Genomic DNA, 26173 nt, shown 5'->3' with positions numbered 1-26173 from the left:
AGGAAAGGCACGGCCGCCGCACGTGAGGGACACACGAGAGAGCCGGCTGCTCCTGGTGCTGCTGATCGCCATCGCGTTCGCACTGATCACGGTGGACATCCGCGGCGGCCAGGAGTCACCCGTCGACGGTGCCCGACAGGCCGCAGCGGCGGTCTTCGGGCCGGTCGAGAACGGTGTGGCGGCCGCCGTCGACCCCATCGGCAACGCCATAGGCGCGGTCAGGGACTCCGGCGAGCGGCACACCCGGATCGCCGCCCTGGAGAAGGAGAACGCCGAGCTCAAGGCCGAGCTCGGCAGCGACGACCGCAACCGCAACCGGCTGCGCGAGCTCGACGCCATGCTCAAGACCGCCGGCGCCGGGCAGTACGGCATCAAGGGCGCCCAGGTCATCGCCATAGGAGCGGCCCAGGGATTCTCCTGGACCGTCACCGTCGACGTCGGCGCGCGCGACGGCATCAAGCGGGACATGACCGTGCTCAACGGCTCCGGACTCGTCGGCCGCGTCACCACCGTCGGCCCGTCGACCTCCACGGTCCTGCTCGCCAACGACCCCGACTTCACCGTCGGCACCCGCATGGAGAAGTCCGACGAACTCGGCTTCGCCACCGGGCAGGGCGACCGTCCGCTGGTCGTGCAGCTCCTCAACGGCAAGGCCAAGGTGAAGCCCGGCGACCGGCTCGTCACCTTCGGCTCGCGCGCCGACAAGCCCTTCGTCCCCGGCGTCCCGGTCGGCGAGGTCGTCCGCGTCGACCCGGCGGGCGGCGGCCTGACCCGCAACATCTTCGTCCGCCCCTACGTCGGCTTCACCAAGCTCGACATCGTCGGCGTCGTCGTCCAGGCGCCCCCGGCCGACCCGCGGGACACGGTCCTGCCGCAGAAGCCCAAGCCGGCGCCGACCGTCACGGTCACCGTGACGCCGAAGCCGACCGACGGGCAGCAGGCCGCCGACGGACAGCGGAACCAGCAGGGCCAGAACCAGCAGGGCCAGGACCAGGGGGACACCACACCGTGAAGTTCAACCGGATCCTCCTCTCCGCCACCCTGATCGTGGTGGCCCTGGTCGTGCAGGTCTCCGTCCTCGCCCGGCTCCAGCTCCCCGGCGCCGTCCCCGACCTCGTCCTGCTCACCGTCGTGGGCCTGGCCCTGGTCTACGGACCCGTCAGCGGCTCGCTCATCGGCTTCGCCGCCGGCCTCCTCGCCGACCTGGCCCCGCCCGCCGACCACGCCGCGGGCCGCTACGCCCTCGTGCTCTGCGTCATCGGCTACCTCGTCGGCCTCGCCCGCCCGGAGAACGGCCGGCTGACCTCGGCGACCGGCCCCATGGCCGTCGTCGTCGCGGCCGCCGTCGGCTCCACCCTGCTCTACGCGGGGGTCGGCGCCCTGGTCGGCGACACCGCCGCCCGCCATGTCGGCCTGGGGTCCCTGCTGTTCACCGCGGCCGTCTACGACCTGCTCCTCGCGCCCTTCACGGTGCCGCTCATCATGGCGCTGGCCCGCCGCGCGGAGAACGATCCGCTCGCGGACGCCGGCGGCGGCAACGGCACCGACGTCGCCTCCGGCTGGCTCTCCTCCGGCACCGGCCTGAGGATCGGGACCCAGCGCGGCGGCCTGCGCGTGAAGACCGCCCGGAACCGCGCCGCACGGGCCGGACGCATCAAGGGAGTCAAGCGACTGTGATCGAGGGGGCCCCGGCCGTATGAGCAACATCCCCGAGACAGGGCGGACCCCCCGGGTCCAGATCCGGCTCGTCGTCATCCAGATCCTCGTCTTCTCGCTGCTGCTGACCCTGGGGGGCCGGCTCTGGTACCTCCAGATCCGCAACGGCAAGGAGTACACGGACGAGGCGAAGAACAACCACGTCCAGCAGGTCGTGCAGCCCGCCGTGCGCGGCTCCGTCCTCGACGCCCGCGGCGTCCCGCTCGCCGACAACGAGACCCGGCTCGTGGTCTCCGCGTCCCGCACCGAGCTGATGAAGATGAAGGACCGCGGCAGGGCCGTCCTCACCCGGCTCGCCGACGTCCTCGACATGAAGCCCGACGAGGTCATCAACAAGATCCGGCTCTGCGACTCCAAGACCCCGAAGCCCTGCTGGAACGGTTCGCCCTACCAGCCGATCCCGGTCACCGACGAGGCCACCACCCAGCAGGCCCTGCAGATCCGCGAGCGCGCCGAGGACTTCCCCGGCATCACCGCCGAACCCACCGCCGTGCGCCGCTACCCGGCCCCCGGCAAGTCCCGCACCTCGCAGGTGCTCGGCTACCTCTCGCCCGTCACCGACACGGAGATCGAGAAGGCCAAGGACACCGACTCGCCGTTCCTCCGCTCCGACCAGATCGGCCGGTCCGGCATCGAGCGCACCTACGACAAGGAACTGCGCGGCAAGGCCGGCGTCACCCGCTACGAGGTCGACAACCTCGGCCGGGTCATCGGCCAGGCCAAGAACGACCCCGCGGTCCCCGGCTCCAACGTCGTCACCTCCATCGACGCCCGCGTGCAGGCGGTCGCCGAGTGGGAGCTGCACAACGCGATGGTCGAGGCCCGCAAGGTCTACGACAAGAACACCAGCGAGAACTACAAGGCCGACTCCGGCGCCGTCGTGGTCATGGAGAACAAGACCGGGCGGATCGTCGCCATGGCCTCCCAGCCCGACTACGACCCCAACGCCTGGGTCGGCGGCATCTCCGCCAAGGACTACGCGGCCCTCACCGGCAAGGACTCCAACTTCCCGCTCCTCAACCGGGCCATCCAGGGCCAGGCCGCCCCCGGCTCGATCTTCAAGGTCATCCCGACCACCGCCGCCGTCAACGCCGGATACGACTTCAACGGGCGCTACCCGTGCCCGTCCTCGTACTCCATCGGCAACCAGGTCTTCAAGAACTTCGAGTCCCAGGGCCACGGCTCCATCACCCTCGGCCAGGCCCTCGAGGTCTCCTGCGACACCGTCTACTACGCCCTCTCCCACCAGCAGTGGCAGAAGGACGGCGGGATGAAGCCGAAGAAGAACGCCAACGACTGGTTCTACAAGACGGCCCACCAGTTCGGCCTCGGCGCCGAGACCGGCATCGACCTCCCCAACGAGGTCACCGGCCGGGTCCCCGACCGGAAGTGGAAGCAGGACTTCTGGGCGGCCAACAAGGACTACTGGTGCAAGATCGGCAAGCGCGGCGGAACCTACGTGCAGCAGCTCTCCTACGAGAACTGCCTCGAAGGCAACCTGATGCGCGCCGGTGACTCGGTCAACTACTCCATCGGCCAGGGCGACACCCTCGTCACCCCCATCCAGATGGCCACCATCTACGCCGCCATCGCCAACGGCGGCACCCTCTGGAACCCCACCGTCGGCAAGGCGATCATCAGCCCCGACGGCAAGAAGGTCACCGAGATCAAGCCCAAGTCCCACGGCAGGCTGCCCATGGACAGCAAGACGCAGGCGTTGATAGAGGAGGCCCTCGCGGGAGTCGCCACCCGCGGCACCGCCGCCTGGAGGTTCGGCGGCTGGCCGCAGGACAAGATCCCGATGCACGCCAAGACGGGTACCGCCGAGGTCTACGGCAAGCAGACGACCTCCTGGTTCGCCACGTACACCAAGGACTACTCGATCGTGATGACGATCGCCCAGGGCGGTACGGGCTCCGGCGCCTCGGGCCCCGCCGTCCGCAACATCTACGACGCGCTCTACGGACTCGACGACGCCGGCAACCAGGACCTCAAGCGGGCCCTGCTGCCGCAGCCGCAGAAGAGCCTCCCGAAGATCGAGGCCGACGGCTCCATCGACGCCCCGAAGGTCACGCCGTACGACCCGGAGGTCGGCAAGGTCGACCCCGACGCCCCGGCGGGCACCCGGCAGCCCGACCCGGCCGATCCCGGCCAGGCCGACCCCGACCAGCCCGACCAGCAGGAACTCGCGGGCCCGCCCGCCGCCTGGCGGAGGGACTGAACCGATGACCGCACCCCACGGCTTCTCCGTCTCCCGTTACGCCCCCGAACGCGGCACGCTCGCCAAGCTGGCCGCCCGCGACTCGGTGGTCCGCCGGCTCGACTGGCCGATGCTGCTCTCCGCGCTCGCGCTCTCCTTCATCGGGTCGCTGCTCGTCTGGTCCGCGACCCGCGGCCGCACCGAGCTCAACAACGGCGACCCGTACTACTTCCTCTTCCGGCACGTGCTCAACACCGGCATCGGCGTCGCCCTGATGATCGGCACGATCTGGCTCGGCCACCGCACCCTGCGCGGCGCGGTCCCGGTCCTCTACGGCCTCTCGATCGTGCTGATCCTCGCCGTGCTCACCCCGCTCGGCGCCACCATCAACGGCGCCCACGCCTGGATCGTCGTCGGCGGCGGCTTCTCGCTCCAGCCCAGCGAGTTCGTGAAGATCACGATCATCCTGGTGATGGCGATGCTGCTGGCCGCGAAGGTCGACGCCGGCGACCAGCTCCACCCCGACCACCGCACCGTCGCCAAGGCCCTCACGCTGGCCGCGCTCCCCATGGGCATCGTCATGCTGATGCCGGACCTGGGCTCGGTCATGGTCATGGCGGTCATCGTGCTCGGCGTGCTGCTCGCCTCCGGCGCCTCCAACCGCTGGGTCCTCGGACTGATCGGCGCCGGCATCGGAGGCGCCGTCCTGGTCACCGCGCTCGGCATGCTCGACGAGTACCAGATCAACCGCTTCGCCGCCTTCGCCAACCCCGACCTCGACCCGGCCGGCGTCGGCTACAACACCAACCAGGCCAGGATCGCGATCGGCTCCGGCGGCCTCCTCGGCGCCGGGCTCTTCAAGGGCTCCCAGACCACCGGCCAGTTCGTGCCCGAGCAGCAGACCGACTTCGTCTTCACGGTCGCGGGGGAGGAGCTGGGCTTCGTCGGCGCCGGCCTCATCCTCGTCCTCCTCGGCGTCGTGCTCTGGCGGGCCTGCCGGATCGCCCGCGAGACCACCGAGCTCTACGGCACCGTCGTCGCGGCCGGGATCATCGCCTGGTTCGCCTTCCAGTCCTTCGAGAACATCGGCATGACGCTCGGCATCATGCCGGTCGCCGGTCTGCCGCTGCCGTTCGTCTCGTACGGCGGCTCGTCGATGTTCGCGGTCTGGGTCGCGATCGGACTGCTCCAGTCGATCAAGGTCCAGCGGCCCATGACGGCGTAGCCGCTCCGGCACCCGGCCGGTTTCCGGCCGGGCCGCCGGGCGTACTCCCGCGGAGTGCGCATCCCGTCTAGATTCGATGCATGGCGGACACGAAGCGAGAGATCGAGCGGAAGTACGAAGCCACCCCCCGGACCGGCCTCCCGGACCTGACCCGGGCGACCGGGGTGGCCTCGGTCAGCGACGAGGGCGTCACCGAACTCGACGCCGTCTACTACGACACCCCCGACCTGCGGCTCGCCGCCGACGCGCTCACCCTGCGCCGCCGCACCGGCGGCGCGGACGCCGGCTGGCACCTCAAGTTCCCCGTCGCCCCCGGCATCCGCGACGAGATCAGAGCCCCGCTCTCGGACACGCTCCCGCGGTCCCTGGCGGGGCTCCTGCGCTCCCGGGTCCGGGACGGCGAGGTCGTCCCCGTCGTCCGCCTCCGCTCCTCCCGGGACGTCCGCCACCTCCGGGACCGCGACGGCACCGTCCTCGCCGAGGTCTCCGTGGACGCCGTCCGCGCCGAGGGCCTCACCGGCGGAGGAGAGGCCGCCTGGACCGAGATCGAGGTCGAACTCGCCGACGACACCGACCCGGCCGTCCTCGACGCCGTCGAGAAGCGCCTCAGGAAGGCCGGCATCCACCCCTCCGACTCCCCGTCGAAGCTGTCGCGTGCGCTCGCCGAGACCGGCGCCGGCCCCCAGGAGGACGCCGCCGCCACCGACGCGGCCGGCGGACCCGGCACCGCCGGCGCCGCCGTCCTCGCCTACGTACGGGAACAGGTCGAGGCGATCGTCACGTACGACCCCGCCGTCAGGCGCGACCTGCCCGACGCCGTCCACCAGCTGCGCGTCGCCTGCCGCCGGCTGCGCAGCGCCTTCAAGACCTACCGGAAGGTCCTCGACCGCGAGGTCACCGACCCCCTCGGCGAGGAGCTGAAGTGGCTCGCCGGAGAACTCGGCGTCGCCCGCGACCAGGAGGTCCTCGACGAACGGCTGCGCGCCCGCATCGGCGCGCTGCCCCGCACCCTGGTCCTCGGCCCCGTCAAGGCCCGGCTGCGCCGCCGCGACGCCGCGCTCGGCCGGAGCGCCCGGCGCCAGGCCCTCGCCGCCCTCGACTCCGCACGCCACCTCGCCCTCCTCGGCAGCCTCGACGCGCTCCTCGCCGACCCGCCGCTGCGCGCGGACGCCGCCGGGGACGCCCGGGAGGTCCTCGCCCGCGCCGTCCGCAAGGACCACGACCGGCTCGGCGACCGGATCGGGCACGCCCTCGGCCTCGACCCCGGGCACGAGCGGGACCTCGCCCTCCACGAGGCCCGCAAGGCCGCCAAACGGGCCCGCTACGCGGCCGAGGCCGCCCGCCCGACCCTCGGGAAGTCCGCCAAGCGGCTCGCCAAGCGGGTGAAGGCCGTCCAGAGCCTGCTCGGCGAGCACCAGGACGCGGTCGTCACCCGCGAGGCCCTGCGCGAGCTCGCGGCCGTCGCCCACGGAGCCGGCGAATCCGCCTTCACCTGGGGACTTCTCTTCGGCCGCGAGGAAGCCGCCGCCGCGGACGCCGAGCGCCGGCTCCCCGAGGCCTGGGCCCGGGCCTCGGCCCCGGAACTCCTGGCGTCCCTGACCCGCTGAGCACCGGGGTACGCTTGAGAGTCGCCCCCCTGCCAGCTCACGAAGGTTCGAGATGTCTGCTGCCGAGTCTGTCTTCCCGCAGCTCGAAGCTCTGCTCCCGCACGTGCAGAAGCCGATTCAGTACGTCGGTGGAGAGCTGAACTCCACGGTCAAGCCGTGGGAGTCCGCCGATGTCCGCTGGGCGCTGATGTACCCGGACGCGTACGAGGTCGGTCTGCCCAACCAGGGCGTCATGATCCTCTACGAGGTGCTCAACGAGCGGGAGGGCGTCCTCGCCGAGCGCACCTACAGCGTCTGGCCGGACCTCGAAGAGCTGATGCGGGAGCACGATGTCCCGCAGTTCACGGTCGACAGCCACCGCCCCGTCGGCGCGTTCGACGTGTTCGGCCTGAGCTTCTCCACGGAGCTCGGCTACACGAACATGCTCACCGCCCTCGACCTGGCCGGCATCCCGCTGGAGTCGAAGGACCGGACCGTCGACCACCCGATCGTCCTCGCGGGCGGCCACGCGGCCTTCAACCCCGAGCCGATCGCGGAGTTCATCGACGCGGCGATCATCGGCGACGGCGAGCAGGCCGTCCTCGACATGACCGAGATCATCCGCGCCTGGAAGGCCGAGGGCAGGCCGGGCGGCCGCGAGGAGGTCCTCTTCCGCCTCGCCAGGACCGGCTCGGTGTACGTCCCCCGGTTCTACGACGTGGAGTACCTGCCGGACGGCCGCATCGGCCGCGTCGTGCCCAACAGGTCCGGCGTGCCGTGGCGCGTCTCCAAGCACACCGTCATGGACCTCGACGAGTGGCCGTACCCCAAGCAGCCCCTCGTGCCGCTCGCGGAGACCGTCCACGAGCGCATGTCCGTCGAGATCTTCCGCGGCTGCACCCGCGGCTGCCGCTTCTGCCAGGCCGGCATGATCACGCGCCCCGTGCGGGAGCGAAGCATCACCGGCATCGGCGAGATGGTCGAGAAGGGCCTCAAGGCGACGGGCTTCGAGGAGGTCGGCCTCCTCTCGCTGTCCTCGGCCGACCACACCGAGATCGGCGACATCGCCAAGGGCCTCGCCGACCGGTACACGGAGGACAAGGTGGGCCTGTCCCTCCCGTCCACCCGTGTCGACGCCTTCAACGTCGACCTGGCCAACGAGCTGACCCGGAACGGCCGCCGCTCCGGTCTCACCTTCGCCCCCGAGGGCGGCTCCGAGCGCATGCGCAAGGTCATCAACAAGATGGTCTCGGAGGAGGACCTCATCCGGACCGTCTCCACCGCCTACGGCAACGGCTGGCGCCAGGTGAAGCTGTACTTCATGTGCGGCCTGCCGACGGAGACCGACGAGGACGTCCTCCAGATCGCCGACATGGCGATGAACGTGATCGCCGAGGGCCGCAAGGTCTCCGGCCAGAACGACATCCGCTGCACCGTCTCCATCGGCGGATTCGTGCCCAAGCCGCACACCCCGTTCCAGTGGGCCCCGCAGCTGTCGGCCGAGGAGACGGACGAGCGGCTCCGCAAGCTCCGCGACAAGATCCGCGGCGACAAGAAGTACGGCCGCTCGATCGGCTTCCGCTACCACGACGGCAAGCCCGGCATCGTCGAGGGACTCCTGTCCCGCGGCGACCGCCGCATCGGCGCCGTCATCCGCGCCGTCTACGAGGACGGCGGCCGCTTCGACGGCTGGCGCGAGCACTTCTCGTACGACCGCTGGATGGCCTGCGCCGAGAAGACGCTCCCCGAGGTCGGCCTGGACGTCGCCTGGTACACGACCCGTGAGCGCACCTACGAGGAGGTCCTGCCCTGGGACCACCTGGACTCCGGTCTCGACAAGGACTGGCTCTGGGAGGACTGGCAGGACGCCCTCGACGAGACCGAGGTCGAGGACTGCCGCTGGACCCCGTGCTTCGACTGCGGCGTCTGCCCGCAGATGGACACGCAGATCCAGATCGGCCCCACCGGCAAGAAGCTGCTGCCGCTGACGGTCGTGAAGTAGCCCCCGGTCCCGCGCGCGGGACCGACGAAGAGGCGCCCGGAGCGAACCCGCTCCGGGCGCCTCTCTCGTCCGCACGACCCGCGGCCGGCCCCGAGGGGACCGGCCGCCGGGCCGCTCGCCGCTAGTGGTCGGCCCTCGCCACCGCGCGCGTGTCCGCGTCCGCCTGCGCCTGACGCGGCACCGACGCCTCGGCCACCCGCGGTGACGGGGCCGGGGTGCGCTCGGCCACGGGAACCACGGCCGGCCGCAGGCGCTCCTCGCCGAGGAAGACCCGGCGGACCACCCGCTCGGCGGCGAAACCGTCGTCCCAGGAGCAGAACCGCTCCCGGAAGGCCTGCCGCAGGGCCGCGGCCGGCTCGCCCTCCCAGGCGCCGCCGCGGAAGGCCTCGATCAGCTCGTCCTCGGTGGTGGTGATCACACCGGGAGTGTCGCCCGGCTCGCCGGAGAGCAGGTCGAAGGTCACACCGCGGCAGGTGCGGTACATCTCCCAGTCGTCGGCGTACGTCACGATCGGCCGGTCGAGGTTGGCGTAGTCGAACATGATCGACGAGTAGTCGGTGATCAGCGCGTCCGACGCCAGGCAGAGCTCCTCCACCGACGGGTGCCCCGACACGTCGATCAGCGCGCCCCGCTCGGCGAGGGCGTTCAGCTCCGGGTCGCCGCCGTAGAAGTAGTGCGCGCGGACCAGCAGGACGAAGTCCGGGCCGAGTTCGCGGGCGAAGCGGGCGAAGTCGAGGCGCGGGACGAACGCGTCCTTCTGGTGGTCGCGCACGGTGGGGGCGTACAGGACCGCCTTCCTGCCCTGCCCGATGCCGAGTTCCCCCCGGATCCGGCGGACGTCCGCGGCGGTGGCCCGGTAGTAGACGTCGTTGCGCGGGTAGCCGGTGTTCAGGGTCTGGAAGGCGGCCGGGTAGACCCGCTCCCAGTGCTCGGTGGAGTGCAGGTTCGACGAGACGCTCCAGTCCCAGCGGTCCACGCGCTCCAGGAGCTTGTCGAAGTCCATGCTCCGGGCGACGGCCGGGTACTGCTGCTGGTCGAGGCCCATCCGCTTGAGCGGGGTGCCGTGGTGGGTCTGCAGGTGCACCTGCCCGGGCCGCTTGACCACCGAGTCCGGGAAGTTCACGTTGTTGACCAGGTACTTGGCCCGGGCCAGCGCCTTCCAGTAGCCGAAGGTCGCCGGGGCGATCCGGGTCAGACCGGCCGGCACGCCGCCCGCGTGCGCCTGGTTCACGACCCACACGCCGCGCAGGGCGGGCGCGAGCTTCTTGGCGGCCTCGTGCACCGCGAGCGGGTTGCAGCCGGGGGTGCGGCCCCAGTAGGCCGAGTAGACGGCGAGGTTCTCGTCCAGGGGGAGGCGGCGCTGCACCCCGTAGTAGGCGCGGAGGGCCTTGCGGCCGCCCCAGCGCTTCGTGCGGCCGAGGGCGCCGAAGGCCGTCTCCCGGGTGCCGTTCACCGTCTTGAGGGCCTCGAACGCGGCGTACGAACCGGTCCGCATCACCTTGAACTTCAGGCCGAGCATGCCGGGCGGCGGGGTGAAGCCCGCGGGCTCGTTCCGGCGGTAGGTCTTGCCGGCCTGCTTCAGGTAGGCGCGCCGGTGGCTGCGGGGTATTCGGAAGCCACGGGCGAAGGTGAAGAGGAAGTGCGCGACCATCCGCTCGAAGACGAGCCGGCGGTACGCGTCGAGGCCGGGGCGGCCCTCCAGGTAGTCGAAGACCCGCTGGTACTGGTCGAAGATCACGAAGTGCTTGCGCGGGGAGCTGCTCCGCATCGAGCTGCCCTGGCGGCGCTGGCGGTACTCGACGACCACGTACTCCAGGCCCGCGACCCGCTCGGCGGCGGCCATGGTCGTGTAGACCATGAGCGCGTCCTCGTAGAGGCCGTCGGTGAAGGTGTAGCCCTCGCCCGTGAAGAAGTCGCGGCGGTAGACGCGGTTCCACACCACGGCGAAGATCCGCAGCAGTTCGAGCTCGTCGACCGGGCGGACCACCCGGTCGCGGATCGCGGCCAGGTACGGGCCGGTCTTGCTGGCCTCGACGCTGCCGTCCACATGGGTGCGGACGTGGTCGAACAGCAGGATCTCGGGGTCCTCGGCGGCGTCCAGGCGGTCGGCCATGGCCTGCAGGGAGCCGGGGCGGATCGAGTCGTCGCCGTCGATGAAGAGCAGGTAGTCGCCGCGGGCGTGCTCCACGCCGGTGTTCCGGGCGGCGCCGATGCCGCCGTTCTCGGCGCGGTGGACGGCGCGCACCCGCGGGTCGCGGGCCGCGAACTCGTCGACGATGGCGCCGCTGCTGTCGAGCGAGCAGTCGTCGACGGCGATGACCTCGAAGTTCTCGTAACCCTGGGACGTCACCGACTCGAGGCACTCACGGATGTAGCCCTCGACCCCGTAGACAGGGATGATCACGCTGAATCTGGGGGTAGCTGCAGCCGGCATGCCTTGTCGTCTCCTCAGTCGAACCGCTCAGATGAAGTATGACAGGAGCGCTTCCGCGGCCTCCGGAGCGCGGGCGGCCGCCTCGGCACCGCTCCCGCCCACGTCAGCGCCGTTTTCACCCCCTGCGGGACCCTCTGTCCGATCGGTGGTATGGCGTCGCGGGGGTGATGCCGGACACAACGGCGGGAAAACCGCTGTGGTACGGATCGACTATTCTGGAGCGCTGCGGCGGCCGGGGGGTCGCCGCAGAGTCGTCTAGGCCGAGCGGAACCAGGTCTTGCCGAGGGCTGGGCGGGTTTTTCCCGGAGGACGGAGACGTCCTCGTCGGTCCGCAGGAGAAACGAAGAGCACGCCCCGTCATCCTCAGGCGCTCGCGTTCGTCGAGCGGGTCTGAAACGGAAAGGAACGCAGAACTACATGGCACCCCGGCTCAGCGTCATCGTCCCGATCTACAACGTGGCGCAGTACCTGCCCGCCTGCCTCAACTCGTTGGCCGTGCAGACCTTCCAGGACCTGGAAGTCCTCATGATCGACGACGGCTCCACGGACGAGTCCCACGCGATAGCCGCGGAGTTCGCGGCCAAGGACTCCCGCTTCCGGCTCATACGCAAGGAGAACGCCGGCCTGGGTGCCGCCCGCAACACGGGCCTCGACAGCCTTGCCCCGGAGAGCGAGTTCCTGGCGTTCGTCGACAGCGACGACATGATCCCGCCGGACGCCTACCGGATGATGATCAGCAGCCTGGACGAGACCGGCTCCTCCTTCGCCACCGGCAACGTCGAGCACATCAACTCGACCAAGGTGTGGCAGTCCCCGATGCACCGGTTCCTCTCCCGGGGCGCGGTCAAGCGGACGCACGTCAGCAAGAAGCGCCAGCTCCTCACGGACCGGATCGCCTGCAACAAGATCTTCCGCCGCGACTTCTGGGAGCGCCACGCGTTCCGCTTCCCCGAGGGCGTCCTGTACGAGGACACCCCGGTCATCGTGCCGGCCCAGTACCTCGCCGAGTCCGTCGACATCATCAGCCAGGCCACGTACTACTGGCGCCTGCGCGAGGGCGAGGCCAGCCCCTCGATCACCCAGCGCCGCAACGAGCCCAAGGCCGCCCGCGACCGCGCGTCCGCCGTGGAGTCCGTCAGCCGCTTCTTCGCCGAGCAGAAGGAGCCCCTCGCCGACTCGCTCAAGCGTGAGTACGACCACACCGTCCTCACCGGCGACCTGCGCATCTTCCTCAACGTGCTGCCCGACGGCGACGAGGAGTACCGCACCGAGTTCCTCCGTGTGGCGAACAAGTACCTCGACCAGGTCGACCTCAAGACCCTCGACCGTCTGCCCACCGCGCTCCGCGTCAAGTGGCTGCTCGTCCGCAAGCACGCGATGACCGAGATCCTCGAGTTCATCGAGGCGGAGCGGCTCGGCGAGCCCGTCGAGCTCGGCGGCGTCATCCGCAAGTACGCCAAGTACCCCTCGCTGGAGTCCCACGGGGACCTGGTGCCCAAGAAGGTCCTGCGCGTCGACCGGGACCTCCAGCTGCGCTCCCCGCTGAAGGAGCTGTCCTGGGAGGACGGCAAGCTGCGGCTGGCCGGCCACGCCTGGATCGACCACGTCGACCAGACCGGCAAGCGCAGCGTCGTGAAGCTGCTGCAGCTGAAGAAGGACGGTACCCAGCGCCGCATGCTGGTGCCCCTGGGCAACGTCTTCAACCCCGAGGCCACCACCGGCTCCGGCCACAAGGGACGCGGTCACAGCTTTGACTGGGCCGGCTGGGAGACGGTCATCGACCCGGCCCGGTTCCGCAAGGGCGACGGCTGGCAGGAAGGCCTCTGGCACGTCGGCATGCGCGTGCTGTCCGGCGGTCTGGTGCGCTCCCGCTCGGTGCACTCGTACGGCTCCGACCGGCTCACCTACCCGCCCTACCAGTGGCTCGACGAGAACTACCGGATGGTCCCGGAGATGCGGCGCGCGGCCCTCAAGCTGCGCATCGAGAAGGTCCCCGTCCTGGTCACCGGCTTCGAGCAGGACGGCGACGCCATCCTCCTGGAGGCCGACCTCCGCGAGACCGTCGCACCCGGCACCGAGATCCTCTTCCGGGTCAGCAACCAGAACAGCGGCGAGGAGCTCGAGTACCCCGTCGAGACCCTGCTGGCCTCCGGCGGCCGCACTCCGCTGCGGGTCCGCGTGCCGCTGCGCGACATCGCCCTGCTGCCGGAGCACCTGGACACCGCCGAGGCCCGCGCCGCCGGCGGCGCCGACCCGGCGAAGCTGATGCGCCGCAACTGGAGCACCCAGGTCGAGATCGCGGAGCCCTCGAAGGAGGAGCCGCGCAAGGTCCGGGTCGTCGTCCGGGACGGCCTGGAGGACCTCCAGGTCCGGCTGCCCGAATCCTTCGGCGAGGACGCCCCGCTGAACGAGGTCGCCGTCCTCTCCGGCGCCAACGGCTACCTGAAGTTCTCCGGCCGCCCGCTGCGCGCCAAGATCACCGGTATCTCGGAGTCCGAGGGCACCTTCACGATCCGCGGCGTCGCCGCCGTCGACCTGTCGGGCCACCACCTGGTGGTCAGCGCCAAGAACCGCTTCGACGAGAAGACGGTCCCGCTGACCGCCCTCCCGGACGGCGGCTTCGAGGTCTCCTTCCGTCCCTCCACGATGTCGGGCTCCGGCGGCCGGCTGCCGCTGAAGGCCGGCCGCTGGGTGTTCCGCCTCGACGGTTCGGGCGACGAGCCGTCGATCCCGCTCGTCGTGGACCGCCTCGCCGCGACCCAGTTCCCGCTGGAGGGCACGCACAACGGCCGCGAGTACCAGCTGGAGGTGCACTGGCAGGACCACCCGCAGCTCAACTGCATGACCGACCTCACGGCCATGGAGAAGGGCGCGAACCGCCAGTACCAGCTGCGCCAGGAGGTCTACGAGGCCGGCCGCGAACTGCCGCTGCGCGACTCGGTGCTGTACATCAGCTACAACGGCAAGCAGTACTCGGACAGCCCGCGCGCCGTCCACGAGGAGCTGCTCCGCCGGGGTGCGGACGTCGAGCACCTGTGGCTGGTCCGGGACGGCCAGGTCGAGCTCCCCGACACCGTCAAGGCCGTCAAGTTCCAGGGCCGCGACTGGTACGAGGCGCTCGCGCGCTCGCGCTACATCGTCACCAACGCCCACCTCCCGCACTGGATCAAGCGGCGCGAGGGCCAGGTGATCGTGCAGGCCTGGCACGGCACGATGCTGAAGAAGATCGGCCTGGACATCGACGCGCCGAAGTTCGACCCGAACTACCACGAGCGGCTGGTCCAGGAGGCGGCGAACTGGAACATCCTCGTCTCGTCGAACCGCTTCAGCACCCCCATCCTGAAGCGCGCCATGGGCTACAACGGCCTGATCGCCGAGACGGGCTACCCGCGCAACGACTACCTGTACGCCGAGGACCGCGACGAGCGGGCCCGCGAGGTGCGGGAGAAGCTGGGCCTGCCCGAGGGCAAGAAGGTCGTGCTCTACGCGCCGACCTGGCGCGACGACCTGTCGCACAGCCGCGGCCAGTTCAAGTTCGACCTCCGGGTCGACCTGGAGGACGCCCGTCGCCGCCTCGGGGACGACCACGTCTTCCTCATCCGGCGCCACTCCAACATCGTGGACAGCATCCCCGGCGCCGGGAACGGCTTCGTCTACGACGTCTCCGAGTACCCGGACATCGCGGACCTCTACGTCGCCGCCGACATCATGATCACGGACTACTCCTCGGTCATGTTCGACTACGCGCACCTGCGTCGTCCGATGCTGTTCTTCACGTACGACCTGGAGCACTACCGCGACAAGCTCCGCGGGTTCTACTTCGACTTCGAGAACGACGCGCCGGGCCCGCTGGTCGACAACTCCGACGACCTGCTCCGCGCGATCCGCGAGATCGACGACGTGGCGGCCGAGTACCAGGAGAAGTACGACGAGTTCCACCACCAGTTCTGCGACCTGGACGACGGCCACGCCTCGGCCCGTCTCGCCGACCTGATGTTCAAGATCGCCGAGGAGGGCGCGCCGCTCTAGTCGGCGCCTCCCCGGGCCGTACGGAAGAGCCCCGGCCCGCAGGTCTCCCTGCGGGCCGGGGCTCCGTCGTGCGCGGGGCGGGGCGCCCGGCGCCCGCCGGTCACTTCTTGTCGATGATCTTCAGCGAGAGCTGGCCGTTGCTGGAGAAGTACGGGCGGAGTTCGTGCTTGGCACCGGTGACGGCCGCGGGGACGGACGCGGACAGGCGGCCGCGCCAGCCGCTCTTCGCCTTGGGCTGCGCGGGCGCGACCGGAGCGCCGGAACCGTTCACCACCGGGTACGGGTAGGTGAAGACGTTCATCGGGGTGAGCACGTCCGTGGCCAGCTTGCAGACGCGGATCCGGGCGGATTCGCGGTCCGGCAGCAGCCAGAGGTCCCAGATGTCCTCCCCGCCGGGCTCGTGGAGGCGGGCCGCGGCGGCGTTGTCCAGGGAGGCCGTGAAGCGGCCGTCGGCGCCGGCCTCGACCGGGACGCTGAAGTTCTTGTCGGCCTGCTTGCGGTGGACGGCCTCGATCACGCTGCCCTTGCCGGGCTCGACGCCCCAGGCGGCGGCGTCGACGACGATCTCGGTGGCGCCCACGTTCAGGGCGGCGACCTCGACGTGCTGGGCGCGCACCCGGCTCTGCACCCGCAGGGTGCCGTCCGTGTGGCCGTGCGGGAGCAGCAGGGACAGGGCGGGGCCCTCGGTGCGGGGCCGCTGCAGCGCCAGCATGTGGAGGGTGTCGCAGCCGGCCGAGCGCAGCGGCAGGTCGAAGCCTGCGGAACGGATGGCCAGCTCCCAGTCGCCCTCGACGAGCTTGCCGACGGAGCCGATCAGGGCCTCGCCGCCGATGAAGGGGAGGACGACCTCGTCGGCCTTCTTGCGGATGTCCTTGCAGACCAGCTCGGCGTCGCTGCCCGCGGGCAGCCCCTCGACCCGGACCCGGACGTCGCCCTGCGGGGTGACCACGGCGGCGGCCGAGCGGGGGACGGCCCGGCGGGCGCGCATGGTCTCGACGAGCTGCTCGAAGCGGGCGACGGTCGCGGCCTCCTGGAAGCGGACCACGTTCGCCACCGCGGCGGCCGCCATCTTCCGGCGCAGGTCCTCGTCGGAGATCAGCTTCTCGATGTGCTCGGCGAGCGCCTTCTTGTCGCCGAGCGGCACGACGTAGCCGTCCTCGCCCTGCGTGATGATGTTGCGCGGACCGTGCGGTGCGTCGTACGCGACCACCGGCAGTCCGGCCGCCATCGCCTCGACCGTGACGTTGCCGAAGGCCTCCAGCCGCGAGGGGAGGACGAAGACGGAGGCCTTGGCGAACTCCGGGGTGACCGGGGTGGCGGGGCCCATGAGGAAGACCTGGTTGTTGCTGCCCGAGTCGTTGATCTTCTTGCGCAGCTTGCCGTGCTCGGGGCCGGAGCCGTAGATCCGCAGGCTCCAGTCCGGGTGGCGCGGTGCCACGGAGGAGAAGGCCTCGATGAGGTCGTCGAAGCCCTTGTGCGGCTTGAGCAGGCCGGCCGTGACGACGATCTTGTTGTCGCCGGTGGACATCTGGCCCTCGTGGGCCGGGATGCAGTTGGGCATGGGGGAGAGCAGGTGGCTCACGCCGGGGACGACCCGGGAGATGGTGCCGCACTCGTCCGGGGTCGGCGCGGTGATGGCGTCCATCTTCGGGTACGCGTCCCGGAAGAGGGCGTCCCGGATGTGCGGGCCGTACTGGGCGGGGCGCGAGTGCTCCATGGCGACCTTGAGGAAGTCGCGGTCCGCGTAGGCCAGCATGATGGTGATCTTGGGGTTGTTGCTGACCACGACGTCGGCGTCGGTGGTGGCCAGGTACTCCATCAGGCGCCGCTCCGCCAGGCGGCTGATCCACGGCTTCTTGTCCGTGGGCTCGTTCGGGTAGATGTGCGGGAACGCCTCGATCATCGGGTCGTCGCCGTCGTAGGTGTGCGAGTGCTTCCGCATGTCGCTGAGCGCGAGGGTCTTCACCCGGGGGTCGAGGGGGAAGAACGCCTGGTCGCGGTTGCGGCGCAGGGAGACGAGCTCGACCTCGTGGTGGTCCGCGAGTGCCTTGGCCAGGTTGTGGATCGCGCTGACCACGCCTCCGATGTGGCAGCGATCGACCAGAAGAAAGGATATTTTCATACCAAGCCTCAGCGTGTCGGGGGGTATGCGGGACGGACGTACGGACTCAGGCTACGGGGCCGTCCCCACAGGCGGTGCCCGTCCGTCCGGTTACCGGGGCGCCCGGGCCGCGCCGCCGCGGGCGAACCCCGGATGGACCCGGACGAAACCACGGGTGGCCCCCCTGCGTCTCCCCGCACATGCATCCGGAGAAAGCAGCCCGGCCGGCGGAGCCCGAGGGCTGCCTCACGGCGGCCGTCAGAATCCCCGTACGGATCGTGGTGCTGGTCCTCGTCGTCCCCCTGCGCCTCGCCTGGGACGCGCTCGTCCTGGCCGGCGCGTTCCTGCGCAGGACGTTCCGCCCGCTGGGCCGCGCGCTCGGCTGGTGCCGAGCCCACGTCCTCACCCCCGTGGCCCGGGCCGTCGCCCTGACGGCCCAAGGCCTCGTCACCGCCTGCCGGTGGCTGCTCAGGACCCTCCTCCTCCGTCCCTGGATCCTGCTCTGGCGCCACCTGGTCGTGCCGCTCGCCGTCCACGGCGTCGCGACCCCGGCGGCCTGGCTGTACCGGACCCTCCTCGCACCCCTCGGCCGCGGTCTCGCCCGCGGCACGGCCTGGGCGTACACCCGGCTGCTCACCCCGCTCGGCCACGGCACCGGAGCGCTGCTCCGCGCCCTGCTCGTCCGGCCGTGGGCCGCCCTGTGGCGGTACGTGGCCGTGCCCGTCGCGGCCGGGACGTACCGCTGGGTCCTCACCCCGCTCGGCCACGGCCTCGCCCTGCTCGCCAGGGGAGCCGGGAAGGCCCTCGTCCTGCTCGGCCGCGGCCTTCTGCTCCTCGCCCGGGGCGCCGGGTGGCTGCTGCGGACCCTCCTCGTCACCCCCGCCGTCCTCCTGTACCGCGCCGTCCTCGCCCCCCTCGGACGGATCCTCGCCGTGCTCGGCCGCGAACTCGTCGACGCGCTCACGGTCGCCTGGCGCGTCGCCGGACACGTCTCCCGCGCCGTCGGCCGCGTCCTGCGGCTGCTCGCGCACAACCTGATCGGCCGACCCGCCGCCTGGTTCTACCGCAGCGTCTGCACCCCGGTCGGACACCTCGTCCGCGACGCCCTGTGGCGACCCGCCCGGAAGGCCGCCGCCGAGGCCGGCCGGGCGGTGTCCGCCGCCCTCGCCGCCGCCCGCGCGACCGTGACCGCCGCCCGCCGCGACGCCTGGCGCGCGCTCTTCGGCGGGCCCCGGGAGCCCGAGCCCGTGCCCGCCGTCCCGGGTCGGGCGCGTAACCTGGGAGGTGCTGCATCACGACAGACCGTTCCCGGCGCGGCGGCCGAGTCCGAGATCTCCCCGTAAGGGGGGACGAGCCGGCTGCCCCCGAGAGAGCCCCCGTACATTCGAGGGCGGCGCGCCCCCCGCGCCCGCCCCGCACCGAGGAGAAGAACCACTGGGCAAGCGACAGCCCGAAGGCCCGCCGCCCGCACCGGCGGTGCAGCGCATCCGACTGCGCTACACCAAGCGCGGCCGCCTCCGGTTCACCAGTCACCGTGACTTCCAGCGCGCCTTCGAGCGCGCGCTGCGCCGTGCCGAGGTGCCCATGGCGTACTCGGCCGGCTTCACCCCGCACCCCAAGGTGTCGTACGCCAACGCCGCCCCCACGGGTACGGGCTCCGAGGCCGAGTACCTGGAGATCGCCCTCACCGAGACGCGCGACCCCGAGACCCTGCGGGTCCTGCTCGACGAGTCCCTCCCGGCCGGCCTCGACATCACCGACGCCGTCGAGGCCCGGACCTCGGGCCTCGCCGACCGGCTCACCGCCTCCGTCTGGGAGCTGCGCCTGGAGGGCGTCACCCGCGAGGCCGCCGAGAAGGCCGCCGACGCGTTTCTCGCGGCCGAGACCGTGGAAGTACAGCGCAAGACCAAGAACGGCGTCCGCACCTTCGACGCGCGCTCCGCGGTCACCGGGCTGACGGCAGCCGCTCCCCAGGGCGATCCCCAGGGTGATAGGCCGCTGGACAGCGCCTGTGCGATACTGCGGCTGGTTGTTCGGCACGTGACACCTGCCGTACGACCCGACGACGTCCTGTCCGGTCTCCGAGCCGTGGCCGACCTGGCGCCGCCGGTCCCCGCAGCGGTGACCAGGCTGGCGCAGGGGCTCTTCGACGAGGAGTCCGGCACGGTGACCGACCCGCTCGCGCCCGACCGCGAGGCAGTCAAGGCCGCATCAACCACGGCCGCCGCGACCGCCTCAGCGACGGCGCCGGGTACCGGCACCGCGTAGGGAGCGGTCGTCGTAGCGCCGCCCTGGTACTCGGGAGCCACCTGGGTCGGGCAGCGCACTGACCAGGAGACTTTCGCCAGGCCGTCCGCACCGTGCGGACGGAACCGGCGAGCCAGACACAGAGCTCCCGTGCGGCGCCCGCGCCCCGGACGGCGGCACCGCGCCCCAGGCGCGGCCGTGCCGCCGGACCGGACCAAGGCGCGGCGCCCGGGAGCGTGACGGGAGAACCCCGCATGCTCGAGTCCAACGAAGACACCAACGCCCCCGGTGACAAGCTGCCGCCCCGCCGCAGGCGCCGCGCAGCCTCCCGCCCCGCCGGTCCGCCGGTGACGGGCACCACCGCCGAGGCCGCCGAGAGCGCCCCGGCCGCCGAGACCACCGCACCCGCGGCCGTCGAGAGCGCACCCGCCGAGGCCGCCACGGCCGAGGCCGCACCCGCGCCCCGCACCCGTCGCCGGGCCACCCGCAAGGCCACCGCACCGGCCGCCGAGGCCGCGGCACCCGCCGCGGAGACCTCCGAGCCGGTCGCGGAGACCCCGGCCTCCGAGGCCGCCGCCCCCGCGCCCGCCGAGGAGGCCCCGGAGGCCGCTCCGGCCCGTCCGCGCCGTCGCGCCACCCGTAAGGCCACCTCGCCGGTGACCGCCCCGGCCGCAGCCGAGGCCCCCGAGGAGACCGCCCCGGCCGCGCAGCCCGAGCCGGCCGCCGCCGAGGAGGCCCCGGAGGCCGCCCCGGCCCGTCCGCGCCGCCGCGCCACCCGCAAGGCCACCTCGCCGGTCACCTCCCCGGCCGCCGCCGCCGAGACCGTCGCCGAGGCCGCTCCGGCCGCCGAGCCCGCTCCGGCCGCGGAGGAGTCCGCCGAGCCCGCTCCGGCCGCGGAGGAGTCCGCCGCGCCCGCCCCGCGCACCCGCCGCCGCGCGACCCGCCAGACCGCCTCGCCCGAGGCGGCCCCCGAGGCCGTCGCCACCGGCGAGACCCTGCCGACGGCCGCCGTCGCGCAGATCACCGCAGACGAGGCCGAGGTCGCCGCGGCCGAGACCGCCGCCACCCGTGGCCGCGGCCGCCGCCGCGCGACCTCCCCGCAGTTCACCTCCGAGGCCGCCCCGGCCCGCGAGTCGCGCCGTGCCGCGCGCCCCTCGGTCGCGGTCTTCCAGGCCCCGGTCTTCACCGAGCCGATGTTCCAGACCCCGGAGACCGCCGCCGCGGCCGCCGCGGCCGCCCCGGTCGAGCCCGAGGACGAGGAGACGGCCGAGGAGACCGAGCCCGTCGAGGCCGTGACCGAGGTCGAGGAGACCCCCGAGCCCGCCGAGCGCCCCGAGGGCTCCCGCCGTCGCCGCCGCCGTCGCGGCGAGCCGGTCGCCGTCGAGCCCGTCCCGGCCACCGTCGCCGACGAGCCCGAGGTCGAGGCCGCCGCCGACGAGGCCGAGGAGGCGGACGAGGCCGAGGAGAACGACGAGTACGAGGACCGCCCGTCCCGGCGCCGCCGTCGGGGCGGCCGCCGCCGTCGCCGCGGTGAGCTCGCCGACTCCGAGGACGGCGAGGAGCCGCACGCCGAGGACGAGACCGAGAACGCCGAAGACGCCGAGGACGGCGAGGAGGAGCACGAGGAGTCCGAGGCCTTCGCCGGCGGCTCCAGCAGCTCCCGCCGCCGCCGTCGCCGCCGCCGTCGCAGCGGTGACGCCTCCGCCGACGCCGAGGGCACCGACGAGGAGGGCGTCCGGACCGTCGTCAAGGTCCGCGAGCCCCGCCCGGCCCGTGAGAAGAGCGAGCCCGGCACCGGCGCCGACGAGGTCCAGTCCATCAAGGGCTCGACCCGCCTGGAGGCCAAGAAGCAGCGCCGCCGCGAGGGCCGCGAGCAGGGCCGCCGCCGCGTCCCGATCATCACCGAGGCCGAGTTCCTGGCCCGCCGCGAGGCCGTCGAGCGCGTCATGGTCGTCCGCCAGAGCGGCGAGCGCACCCAGATCGGCGTCCTCGAGGACAACGTGCTCGTCGAGCACTACGTCAACAAGGAGCAGGCCACCTCGTACGTCGGCAACGTCTACCTGGGCAAGGTCCAGAACGTCCTGCCGTCGATGGAGGCCGCCTTCGTCGACATCGGCAAGGGCCGCAACGCCGTCCTGTACGCCGGCGAGGTCAACTTCGAGGCCCTCGGCATGGGCAACGGCCCGCGTCGCATCGAGAGCGCCCTCAAGTCCGGCCAGTCGGTCCTCGTCCAGGTCACGAAGGACCCGATCGGCCACAAGGGCGCCCGTCTGACCAGCCAGGTCTCGCTGCCCGGCCGCTACCTCGTGTACGTCCCCGAGGGCTCGATGACCGGCATCAGCCGCAAGCTCCCGGACACCGAGCGCGCCCGCCTCAAGACCATCCTCAAGAAGATCGTCCCCGAGGACGCGGGCGTCATCGTGCGCACCGCCGCCGAGGGCGCGAGCGAGGACGAGCTGCGCCGCGACGTCGAGCGTCTGCAGGCGCAGTGGGAGGACATCCAGAAGAAGGCGAAGAGCGGCAACGCCCCGACGCTGCTCTACGGCGAGCCGGACATGACCGTCCGGGTCGTCCGCGACATCTTCAACGAGGACTTCTCCAAGGTCATCGTGAGTGGTGACGACGCCTGGGAGACCATCCACGGCTACGTCCACCACGTCGCCCCGGACCTGACCGACCGCCTGTCCAAGTGGACAAGCGAGGTCGACGTCTTCGCGACGTACCGGATCGACGAGCAGCTCATGAAGGCGCTGGACCGCAAGGTCTGGCTGCCGAGCGGCGGCTCGCTGGTGATCGACAAGACCGAGGCGATGATCGTCGTCGACGTCAACACCGGCAAGTTCACCGGCCAGGGCGGCAACCTCGAAGAGACCGTGACGAGGAACAACCTCGAAGCGGCCGAGGAGATCGTGCGCCAGCTCCGGCTGCGCGACCTCGGCGGCATCGTCGTCATCGACTTCATCGACATGGTCCTGGAGTCCAACCGCGACCTGGTGCTGCGCCGCCTCCTGGAGTGCCTGGGCCGGGACCGGACCAAGCACCAGGTGGCCGAGGTCACCTCGCTCGGTCTGGTGCAGATGACCCGCAAGCGGGTCGGCCAGGGCCTCCTGGAGTCCTTCTCCGAGACCTGCGTCCACTGCAACGGCCGCGGTGTCATCGTGCACATGGAGCAGCCGACCACCGCCGGCGGCGGTGGCGGAGGCAAGCGCTCGAAGAAGCGCGGCCGCGGCGGCGCCGAGCACGTCCACGAGCACGAGCACGCCGAGGTCGCGGAGACCGGTGCCGAGACCGCGGAGACCGAGACCGAGGCCGAGGTCGCCGCGGAGCTCGCCGCCCCGGTGGCGCTGCCCGAGCCGATCGCCGCGGACGAGGAGCTGTACGGCTCCGTCGCCGAGGCGGAGGCCGCCGCGACCCGCGGTCGCGGCCGCCGCCGAGCGACCCGCCGGGTGTCCGCGCCGGCCACCGCGCGGCCGGTCGTGGAGACCGATTCCGTCGAGTTCGAGGCGAAGCCGAAGGCCGAGCCGACGCCGGAGCCCGCGGTGGAACCGGCCGCGGAGCCGGTCGTGGAGCCGGTCGCCGTGGCCGCCGAGCCGGTGGTCGAGGAGACCGCCGCCCCGGCCACCCGCGCCCGCCGCCGTGCCACCCGCCGGGTGACCTCCCCGGTCGTCTCGACCACGGAGCCGGCCGCCGAGCCGACCGTCGTCGAGCCGGTCGTCGAGGCCGCGCCGGAGCCGGAGCCCGTCGTGGCGCCGGTCGCCGAGGCCACCGAGCCGGCCGCCGAGCCCGTCGCCGAGGAGGCCCCCGTGGCCGCCCCGCCGCGGGCCCGCCGCCGGGTGGTCCGCAAGGCCACGGCTCCCGCCGGTTCGCCGTCGGGCGCCGAGGACGCGGCCGTCGTCGTGGTGACCGCGGCCCCGGCCGAGACGCCCGCCGAGAGCGCCGAGGCCGCCGAGGCCGAGCCCGCCCCCGCCAAGAAGACGGCGGCGCGCAAGACCGCGGCGAAGAAGACCACGGCCAAGAAGGCCGCCACCAAGAAGACGGCGGCGACCAAGAAGACCGCGGCGAAGAAGACCACCACCAAGAAGGCCACGGCCAAGAAGGCGGCCGAGAAGACCGCCGCCCCGGCCCAGGACTGACCGGTGGGTACGGGCCGCCGCTCCGCACGTCGGGGCGGCGGCCCGTGCCGAACGGGCGAATTTGACCCTCCGAGGCAGCCGCCCGTAACCTAGACCGTCGGCGTGTCTATCGACGCGTCGCGCCTCTGAGCACCTCCCTCCCGCTCGCCGGGAGAGGCCGCTCGTCCGATTCCGGAACGCCGCGGGCCCTCGGGCTCGTGTGAGCGGCTGGCTTCAGAGGTTTCGATCCCGAGTGAGAGAGAGATCCGCGTGTACGCCATCGTGCGCAGCGGTGGTCGCCAGCACAAGGTTGCTGTCGGCGACATCGTTGAGGTTGACAAGATTTCCACTGCCAAGGTTGGCGACACGGTCGAGCTCTCGACCCTGCTCGTTGTCGACGGCGACGCCGTGACCAGCGACCCGTGGGTCCTGGCGGGCATCAAGGTCACGGCCGAGGTCGTGGACCACCACAAGGGCGCCAAGATCGACATCCTGCGCTACAAGAACAAGACCGGCTACCGCCGTCGCCAGGGTCACCGCCAGCAGTACACGGCGATCAAGGTCACCGGTATCCCCGCGGCTGCGAAGTAAGAGGGACTGAGACATGGCACACAAGAAGGGCGCATCGTCCACCCGGAACGGGCGCGACTCGAATGCCCAGCGGCTCGGCGTGAAGCGCTTCGGCGGTCAGGTCGTCAGCGCGGGTGAGATCCTGATCCGCCAGCGTGGCACGCACTTCCACCCGGGCTCCGGCGTCGGCCGTGGCGGCGACGACACGCTGTTCGCCCTGCAGGCCGGTTCGGTGCAGTTCGGCACCCACCGTGGCCGCAAGGTCGTGAACATCGTTCCGGTCGCCTGATCGGTTCATCTGCGGAGGCGGACCTCACTTCCCGTTCGGGAAGCGGGTCCGCCTTTCGCGTGTTACTAGATAGACATTCCGCACGTATCTGATGGAGGCACACCCATGACCACCTTCGTGGACCGCGTCGAGCTGCATGTCGCCGCGGGTAACGGAGGCCACGGCTGCGCCTCCGTCCACCGGGAGAAGTTCAAGCCGCTCGGCGGCCCCGACGGCGGCAACGGCGGCCGCGGCGGCGACGTGATCCTGGTCGTCGACCAGGCCGTCACCACGCTTCTCGACTACCACCACTCGCCGCACCGCAAGGCCACCAACGGCCAGCCCGGCGCCGGCGACAACCGCTCCGGCAAGGACGGCCAGGACCTCGTCCTGAACGTGCCCGACGGCACCGTCGTCCTCGACAAGGCGGGCAACGTCCTCGCCGACCTCGTCGGCCAGGGCACCACCTTCGTCGCGGGCCAGGGCGGCCGCGGCGGCCTCGGCAACGCGGCCCTGTCCTCCGCCCGCCGCAAGGCCCCCGGTTTCGCGCTGCTGGGCGAGCCGGGCGAGGCCCGGGACATCGTCCTGGAGCTGAAGACCGTCGCCGACGTGGCGCTCGTCGGCTACCCGAGCGCCGGCAAGTCCTCGCTCATCTCGGTCCTCTCCGCCGCCAAGCCGAAGATCGCGGACTACCCCTTCACCACCCTCGTCCCGAACCTGGGCGTCGTCACCGCCGGCTCGACCGTCTACACGATCGCCGACGTGCCGGGCCTGATCCCGGGCGCCAGCCAGGGCCGCGGCCTGGGCCTGGAGTTCCTCCGCCACGTCGAGCGCTGCTCGGTCCTGGTGCACGTCCTGGACACCGCGACCCTCGAATCGGACCGCGACCCGGTCAGCGACCTCGACATCATCGAGGAGGAGCTCCGGCAGTACGGCGGCCTGGAGGACCGGCCGCGCATCGTCGTCCTCAACAAGATCGACATCCCCGACGGCCAGGACCTCGCGGACATGATCCGCCCCGACCTGGAGGCCCGCGGCTACCAGGTCTTCGAGGCCTCCGCCGTGGCCCGGCTCGGCCTGAAGGAGCTCTCCTTCGCCCTCGCCGGCATCGTCGCCGAGGCGCGTGCGGCGAAGCCCCAGGAGGAGGCGACCCGTATCGTCATCCGCCCGAAGGCAGTCGACGACGCGGGCTTCACCGTCACGTACGACGAGGCCGAGGACGTGTACCGGGTGCGCGGCGAGAAGCCGGAGCGCTGGGTCCGCCAGACCGACTTCAACAACGACGAGGCCGTGGGCTACCTGGCCGACCGCCTCAACCGCCTCGGCGTCGAGGACCAGCTGATGAAGGCCGGCGCCCGTGCGGGCGACGGGGTCGCGATCGGCCCCCTGGAGAACGCGGTCGTCTTCGACTGGGAGCCCACGATGATGGCGGGCGCCGAGATGCTCGGCCGCCGTGGCGAGGACCACCGCCTCGAAGCCCCGCGTCCGGCCGCGCAGCGCCGCCGCGACCGCGAGGCGGAGCGGGACGAGGCGCAGCGCGCCTACGACGAGTTCGACCCCTTCTAGGGTCCGGCCGTCACCGTCGTCCCGTCCGCCTCCGGGCGACGACGACGGCGATGCGACGACGGGCCCCCTGGCGGGCCCGCTCGGCGTCAACCGAACGGCCTCTGCTCACCCGTCCTG

At 72.0% G+C, this 26173-nt stretch carries 15 protein-coding genes; 13 read left to right on the top strand and 2 right to left on the bottom strand.

Translation table 11 applies throughout. The annotated features are described in order from the left end of the window. Positions 1–22: 22 nt before the first annotated feature. The 6 genes from mreC to ACF09E_RS06650 all read left to right on the top strand — a co-directional run bounded on the left by mreC (position 23) and on the right by ACF09E_RS06650 (position 8729). Complete coding sequence (gene mreC, locus ACF09E_RS06675; RefSeq protein ID WP_361857465.1) at positions 23–1012, top strand: rod shape-determining protein MreC; 990 nt, start codon at positions 23–25, stop codon at positions 1010–1012. Then, a complete protein-coding gene (gene mreD / locus ACF09E_RS06670; protein WP_388798807.1) occupies positions 1009–1677 on the top strand; it encodes a rod shape-determining protein MreD in 669 nt (222 codons plus the stop codon). The genes mreC and mreD overlap by 4 nt, the downstream gene beginning before the upstream one ends. 19 nt (positions 1678–1696) lie before the next feature. After that, entirely contained in the window at positions 1697–3937 is a 2241-nt protein-coding gene (mrdA, locus tag ACF09E_RS06665) for a penicillin-binding protein 2 (protein ID WP_392204174.1), read from the top strand. 4 nt (positions 3938–3941) lie between these two features. Beyond that, positions 3942–5141, top strand: a complete 1200-nt coding sequence (gene rodA / locus ACF09E_RS06660; protein ID WP_388798813.1) for a rod shape-determining protein RodA — start codon at positions 3942–3944, stop codon at positions 5139–5141. Between the two features lie 80 nt (positions 5142–5221). Beyond that, entirely contained in the window at positions 5222–6748 is a 1527-nt protein-coding gene (locus ACF09E_RS06655) for a CHAD domain-containing protein (RefSeq protein ID WP_392204173.1), read from the top strand. 52 nt (positions 6749–6800) lie between these two features. Further along, positions 6801–8729 carry a TIGR03960 family B12-binding radical SAM protein gene (locus tag ACF09E_RS06650; protein ID WP_392204172.1) on the top strand — a complete coding sequence of 643 codons (1929 nt, stop codon included), beginning with the start codon at positions 6801–6803 and terminating at the stop codon, positions 8727–8729. A 121-nt stretch (positions 8730–8850) separates the two neighbouring features. Here ACF09E_RS06650 and ACF09E_RS06645 read toward each other — a convergent pair whose 3' ends face one another. Then, positions 8851–11163, bottom strand: a complete 2313-nt coding sequence (locus ACF09E_RS06645) for a CDP-glycerol glycerophosphotransferase family protein (protein WP_392204171.1) — start codon at positions 11161–11163, stop codon at positions 8851–8853. Positions 11164–11580: 417 nt separating this feature from the next. Between ACF09E_RS06645 and ACF09E_RS06640 the strand changes: the two genes are divergently transcribed. Continuing rightward, on the top strand, positions 11581–15192 hold the full coding sequence (locus ACF09E_RS06640; protein WP_392204170.1) for a CDP-glycerol glycerophosphotransferase family protein: 3612 nt from the start codon (positions 11581–11583) through the stop codon (positions 15190–15192). A gap of 100 nt (positions 15193–15292) precedes the next feature. Here ACF09E_RS06640 and ACF09E_RS06635 read toward each other — a convergent pair whose 3' ends face one another. Then, positions 15293–17269 carry a glycosyltransferase gene (locus tag ACF09E_RS06635; protein WP_392204169.1) on the bottom strand — a complete coding sequence of 659 codons (1977 nt, stop codon included), beginning with the start codon at positions 17267–17269 and terminating at the stop codon, positions 15293–15295. Between the two features lie 224 nt (positions 17270–17493). Between ACF09E_RS06635 and ACF09E_RS06630 the strand changes: the two genes are divergently transcribed. The 6 genes from ACF09E_RS06630 (at position 17494) to obgE (ending at position 26056) form a co-directional block, all read left to right on the top strand. Then, the gene (locus tag ACF09E_RS06630; protein WP_392204168.1) at positions 17494–18636 is read left to right on the top strand and encodes a hypothetical protein; all 1143 of its coding nucleotides are present in this window, start codon (positions 17494–17496) and stop codon (positions 18634–18636) included. Between the two features lie 133 nt (positions 18637–18769). Then, entirely contained in the window at positions 18770–19561 is a 792-nt protein-coding gene (locus ACF09E_RS06625; RefSeq protein WP_392204167.1) for a TIGR03936 family radical SAM-associated protein, read from the top strand. A gap of 233 nt (positions 19562–19794) precedes the next feature. Beyond that, positions 19795–23673, top strand: coding sequence for an Rne/Rng family ribonuclease (locus ACF09E_RS06620; protein WP_392204166.1), 3879 nt, complete (start codon positions 19795–19797; stop codon positions 23671–23673). A 249-nt stretch (positions 23674–23922) separates the two neighbouring features. Beyond that, positions 23923–24243, top strand: coding sequence for a 50S ribosomal protein L21 (gene rplU, locus ACF09E_RS06615; RefSeq protein WP_015033583.1), 321 nt, complete (start codon positions 23923–23925; stop codon positions 24241–24243). 13 nt (positions 24244–24256) lie between these two features. Then, the gene (rpmA, locus tag ACF09E_RS06610) at positions 24257–24511 is read left to right on the top strand and encodes a 50S ribosomal protein L27 (RefSeq protein WP_073914109.1); all 255 of its coding nucleotides are present in this window, start codon (positions 24257–24259) and stop codon (positions 24509–24511) included. A 105-nt stretch (positions 24512–24616) separates the two neighbouring features. Further along, on the top strand, positions 24617–26056 hold the full coding sequence (gene obgE / locus ACF09E_RS06605) for a GTPase ObgE (RefSeq protein WP_392204165.1): 1440 nt from the start codon (positions 24617–24619) through the stop codon (positions 26054–26056). Positions 26057–26173 lie beyond the last annotated feature (117 nt).

Origin of the sequence: Streptomyces sp. NPDC014891, assembly GCF_043081085.1 — a bacterium.
Taxonomy (GTDB): Bacteria; Actinomycetota; Actinomycetes; order Streptomycetales; family Streptomycetaceae; genus Streptomyces.
Note: the sequence above shows the minus strand (reverse complement) of the source record. Positions and strands in the feature narration are given on the sequence as shown.

Excerpts from the sequence above, each read along its gene's own strand:
- ACF09E_RS06650 (WP_392204172.1), top strand. The coding sequence starts at position 6,801 with ATGTCTGCTGCCGAGTCTGTCTTCCCGCAGCTCGAAGCTCTGCTCCCG.
- ACF09E_RS06630 (WP_392204168.1), top strand. The coding sequence starts at position 17,494 with ATGCATCCGGAGAAAGCAGCCCGGCCGGCGGAGCCCGAGGGCTGCCTC.
- rodA (WP_388798813.1), top strand. The coding sequence starts at position 3,942 with ATGACCGCACCCCACGGCTTCTCCGTCTCCCGTTACGCCCCCGAACGC.
- ACF09E_RS06645 (WP_392204171.1), bottom strand. The coding sequence starts at position 11,163 with ATGCCGGCTGCAGCTACCCCCAGATTCAGCGTGATCATCCCTGTCTAC.
- ACF09E_RS06640 (WP_392204170.1), top strand. The coding sequence starts at position 11,581 with ATGGCACCCCGGCTCAGCGTCATCGTCCCGATCTACAACGTGGCGCAG.
- obgE (WP_392204165.1), top strand. The coding sequence starts at position 24,617 with ATGACCACCTTCGTGGACCGCGTCGAGCTGCATGTCGCCGCGGGTAAC.
- rpmA (WP_073914109.1), top strand. The coding sequence starts at position 24,257 with ATGGCACACAAGAAGGGCGCATCGTCCACCCGGAACGGGCGCGACTCG.
- ACF09E_RS06620 (WP_392204166.1), top strand. The coding sequence starts at position 19,795 with ATGCTCGAGTCCAACGAAGACACCAACGCCCCCGGTGACAAGCTGCCG.
- mrdA (WP_392204174.1), top strand. The coding sequence starts at position 1,697 with ATGAGCAACATCCCCGAGACAGGGCGGACCCCCCGGGTCCAGATCCGG.
- ACF09E_RS06655 (WP_392204173.1), top strand. The coding sequence starts at position 5,222 with ATGGCGGACACGAAGCGAGAGATCGAGCGGAAGTACGAAGCCACCCCC.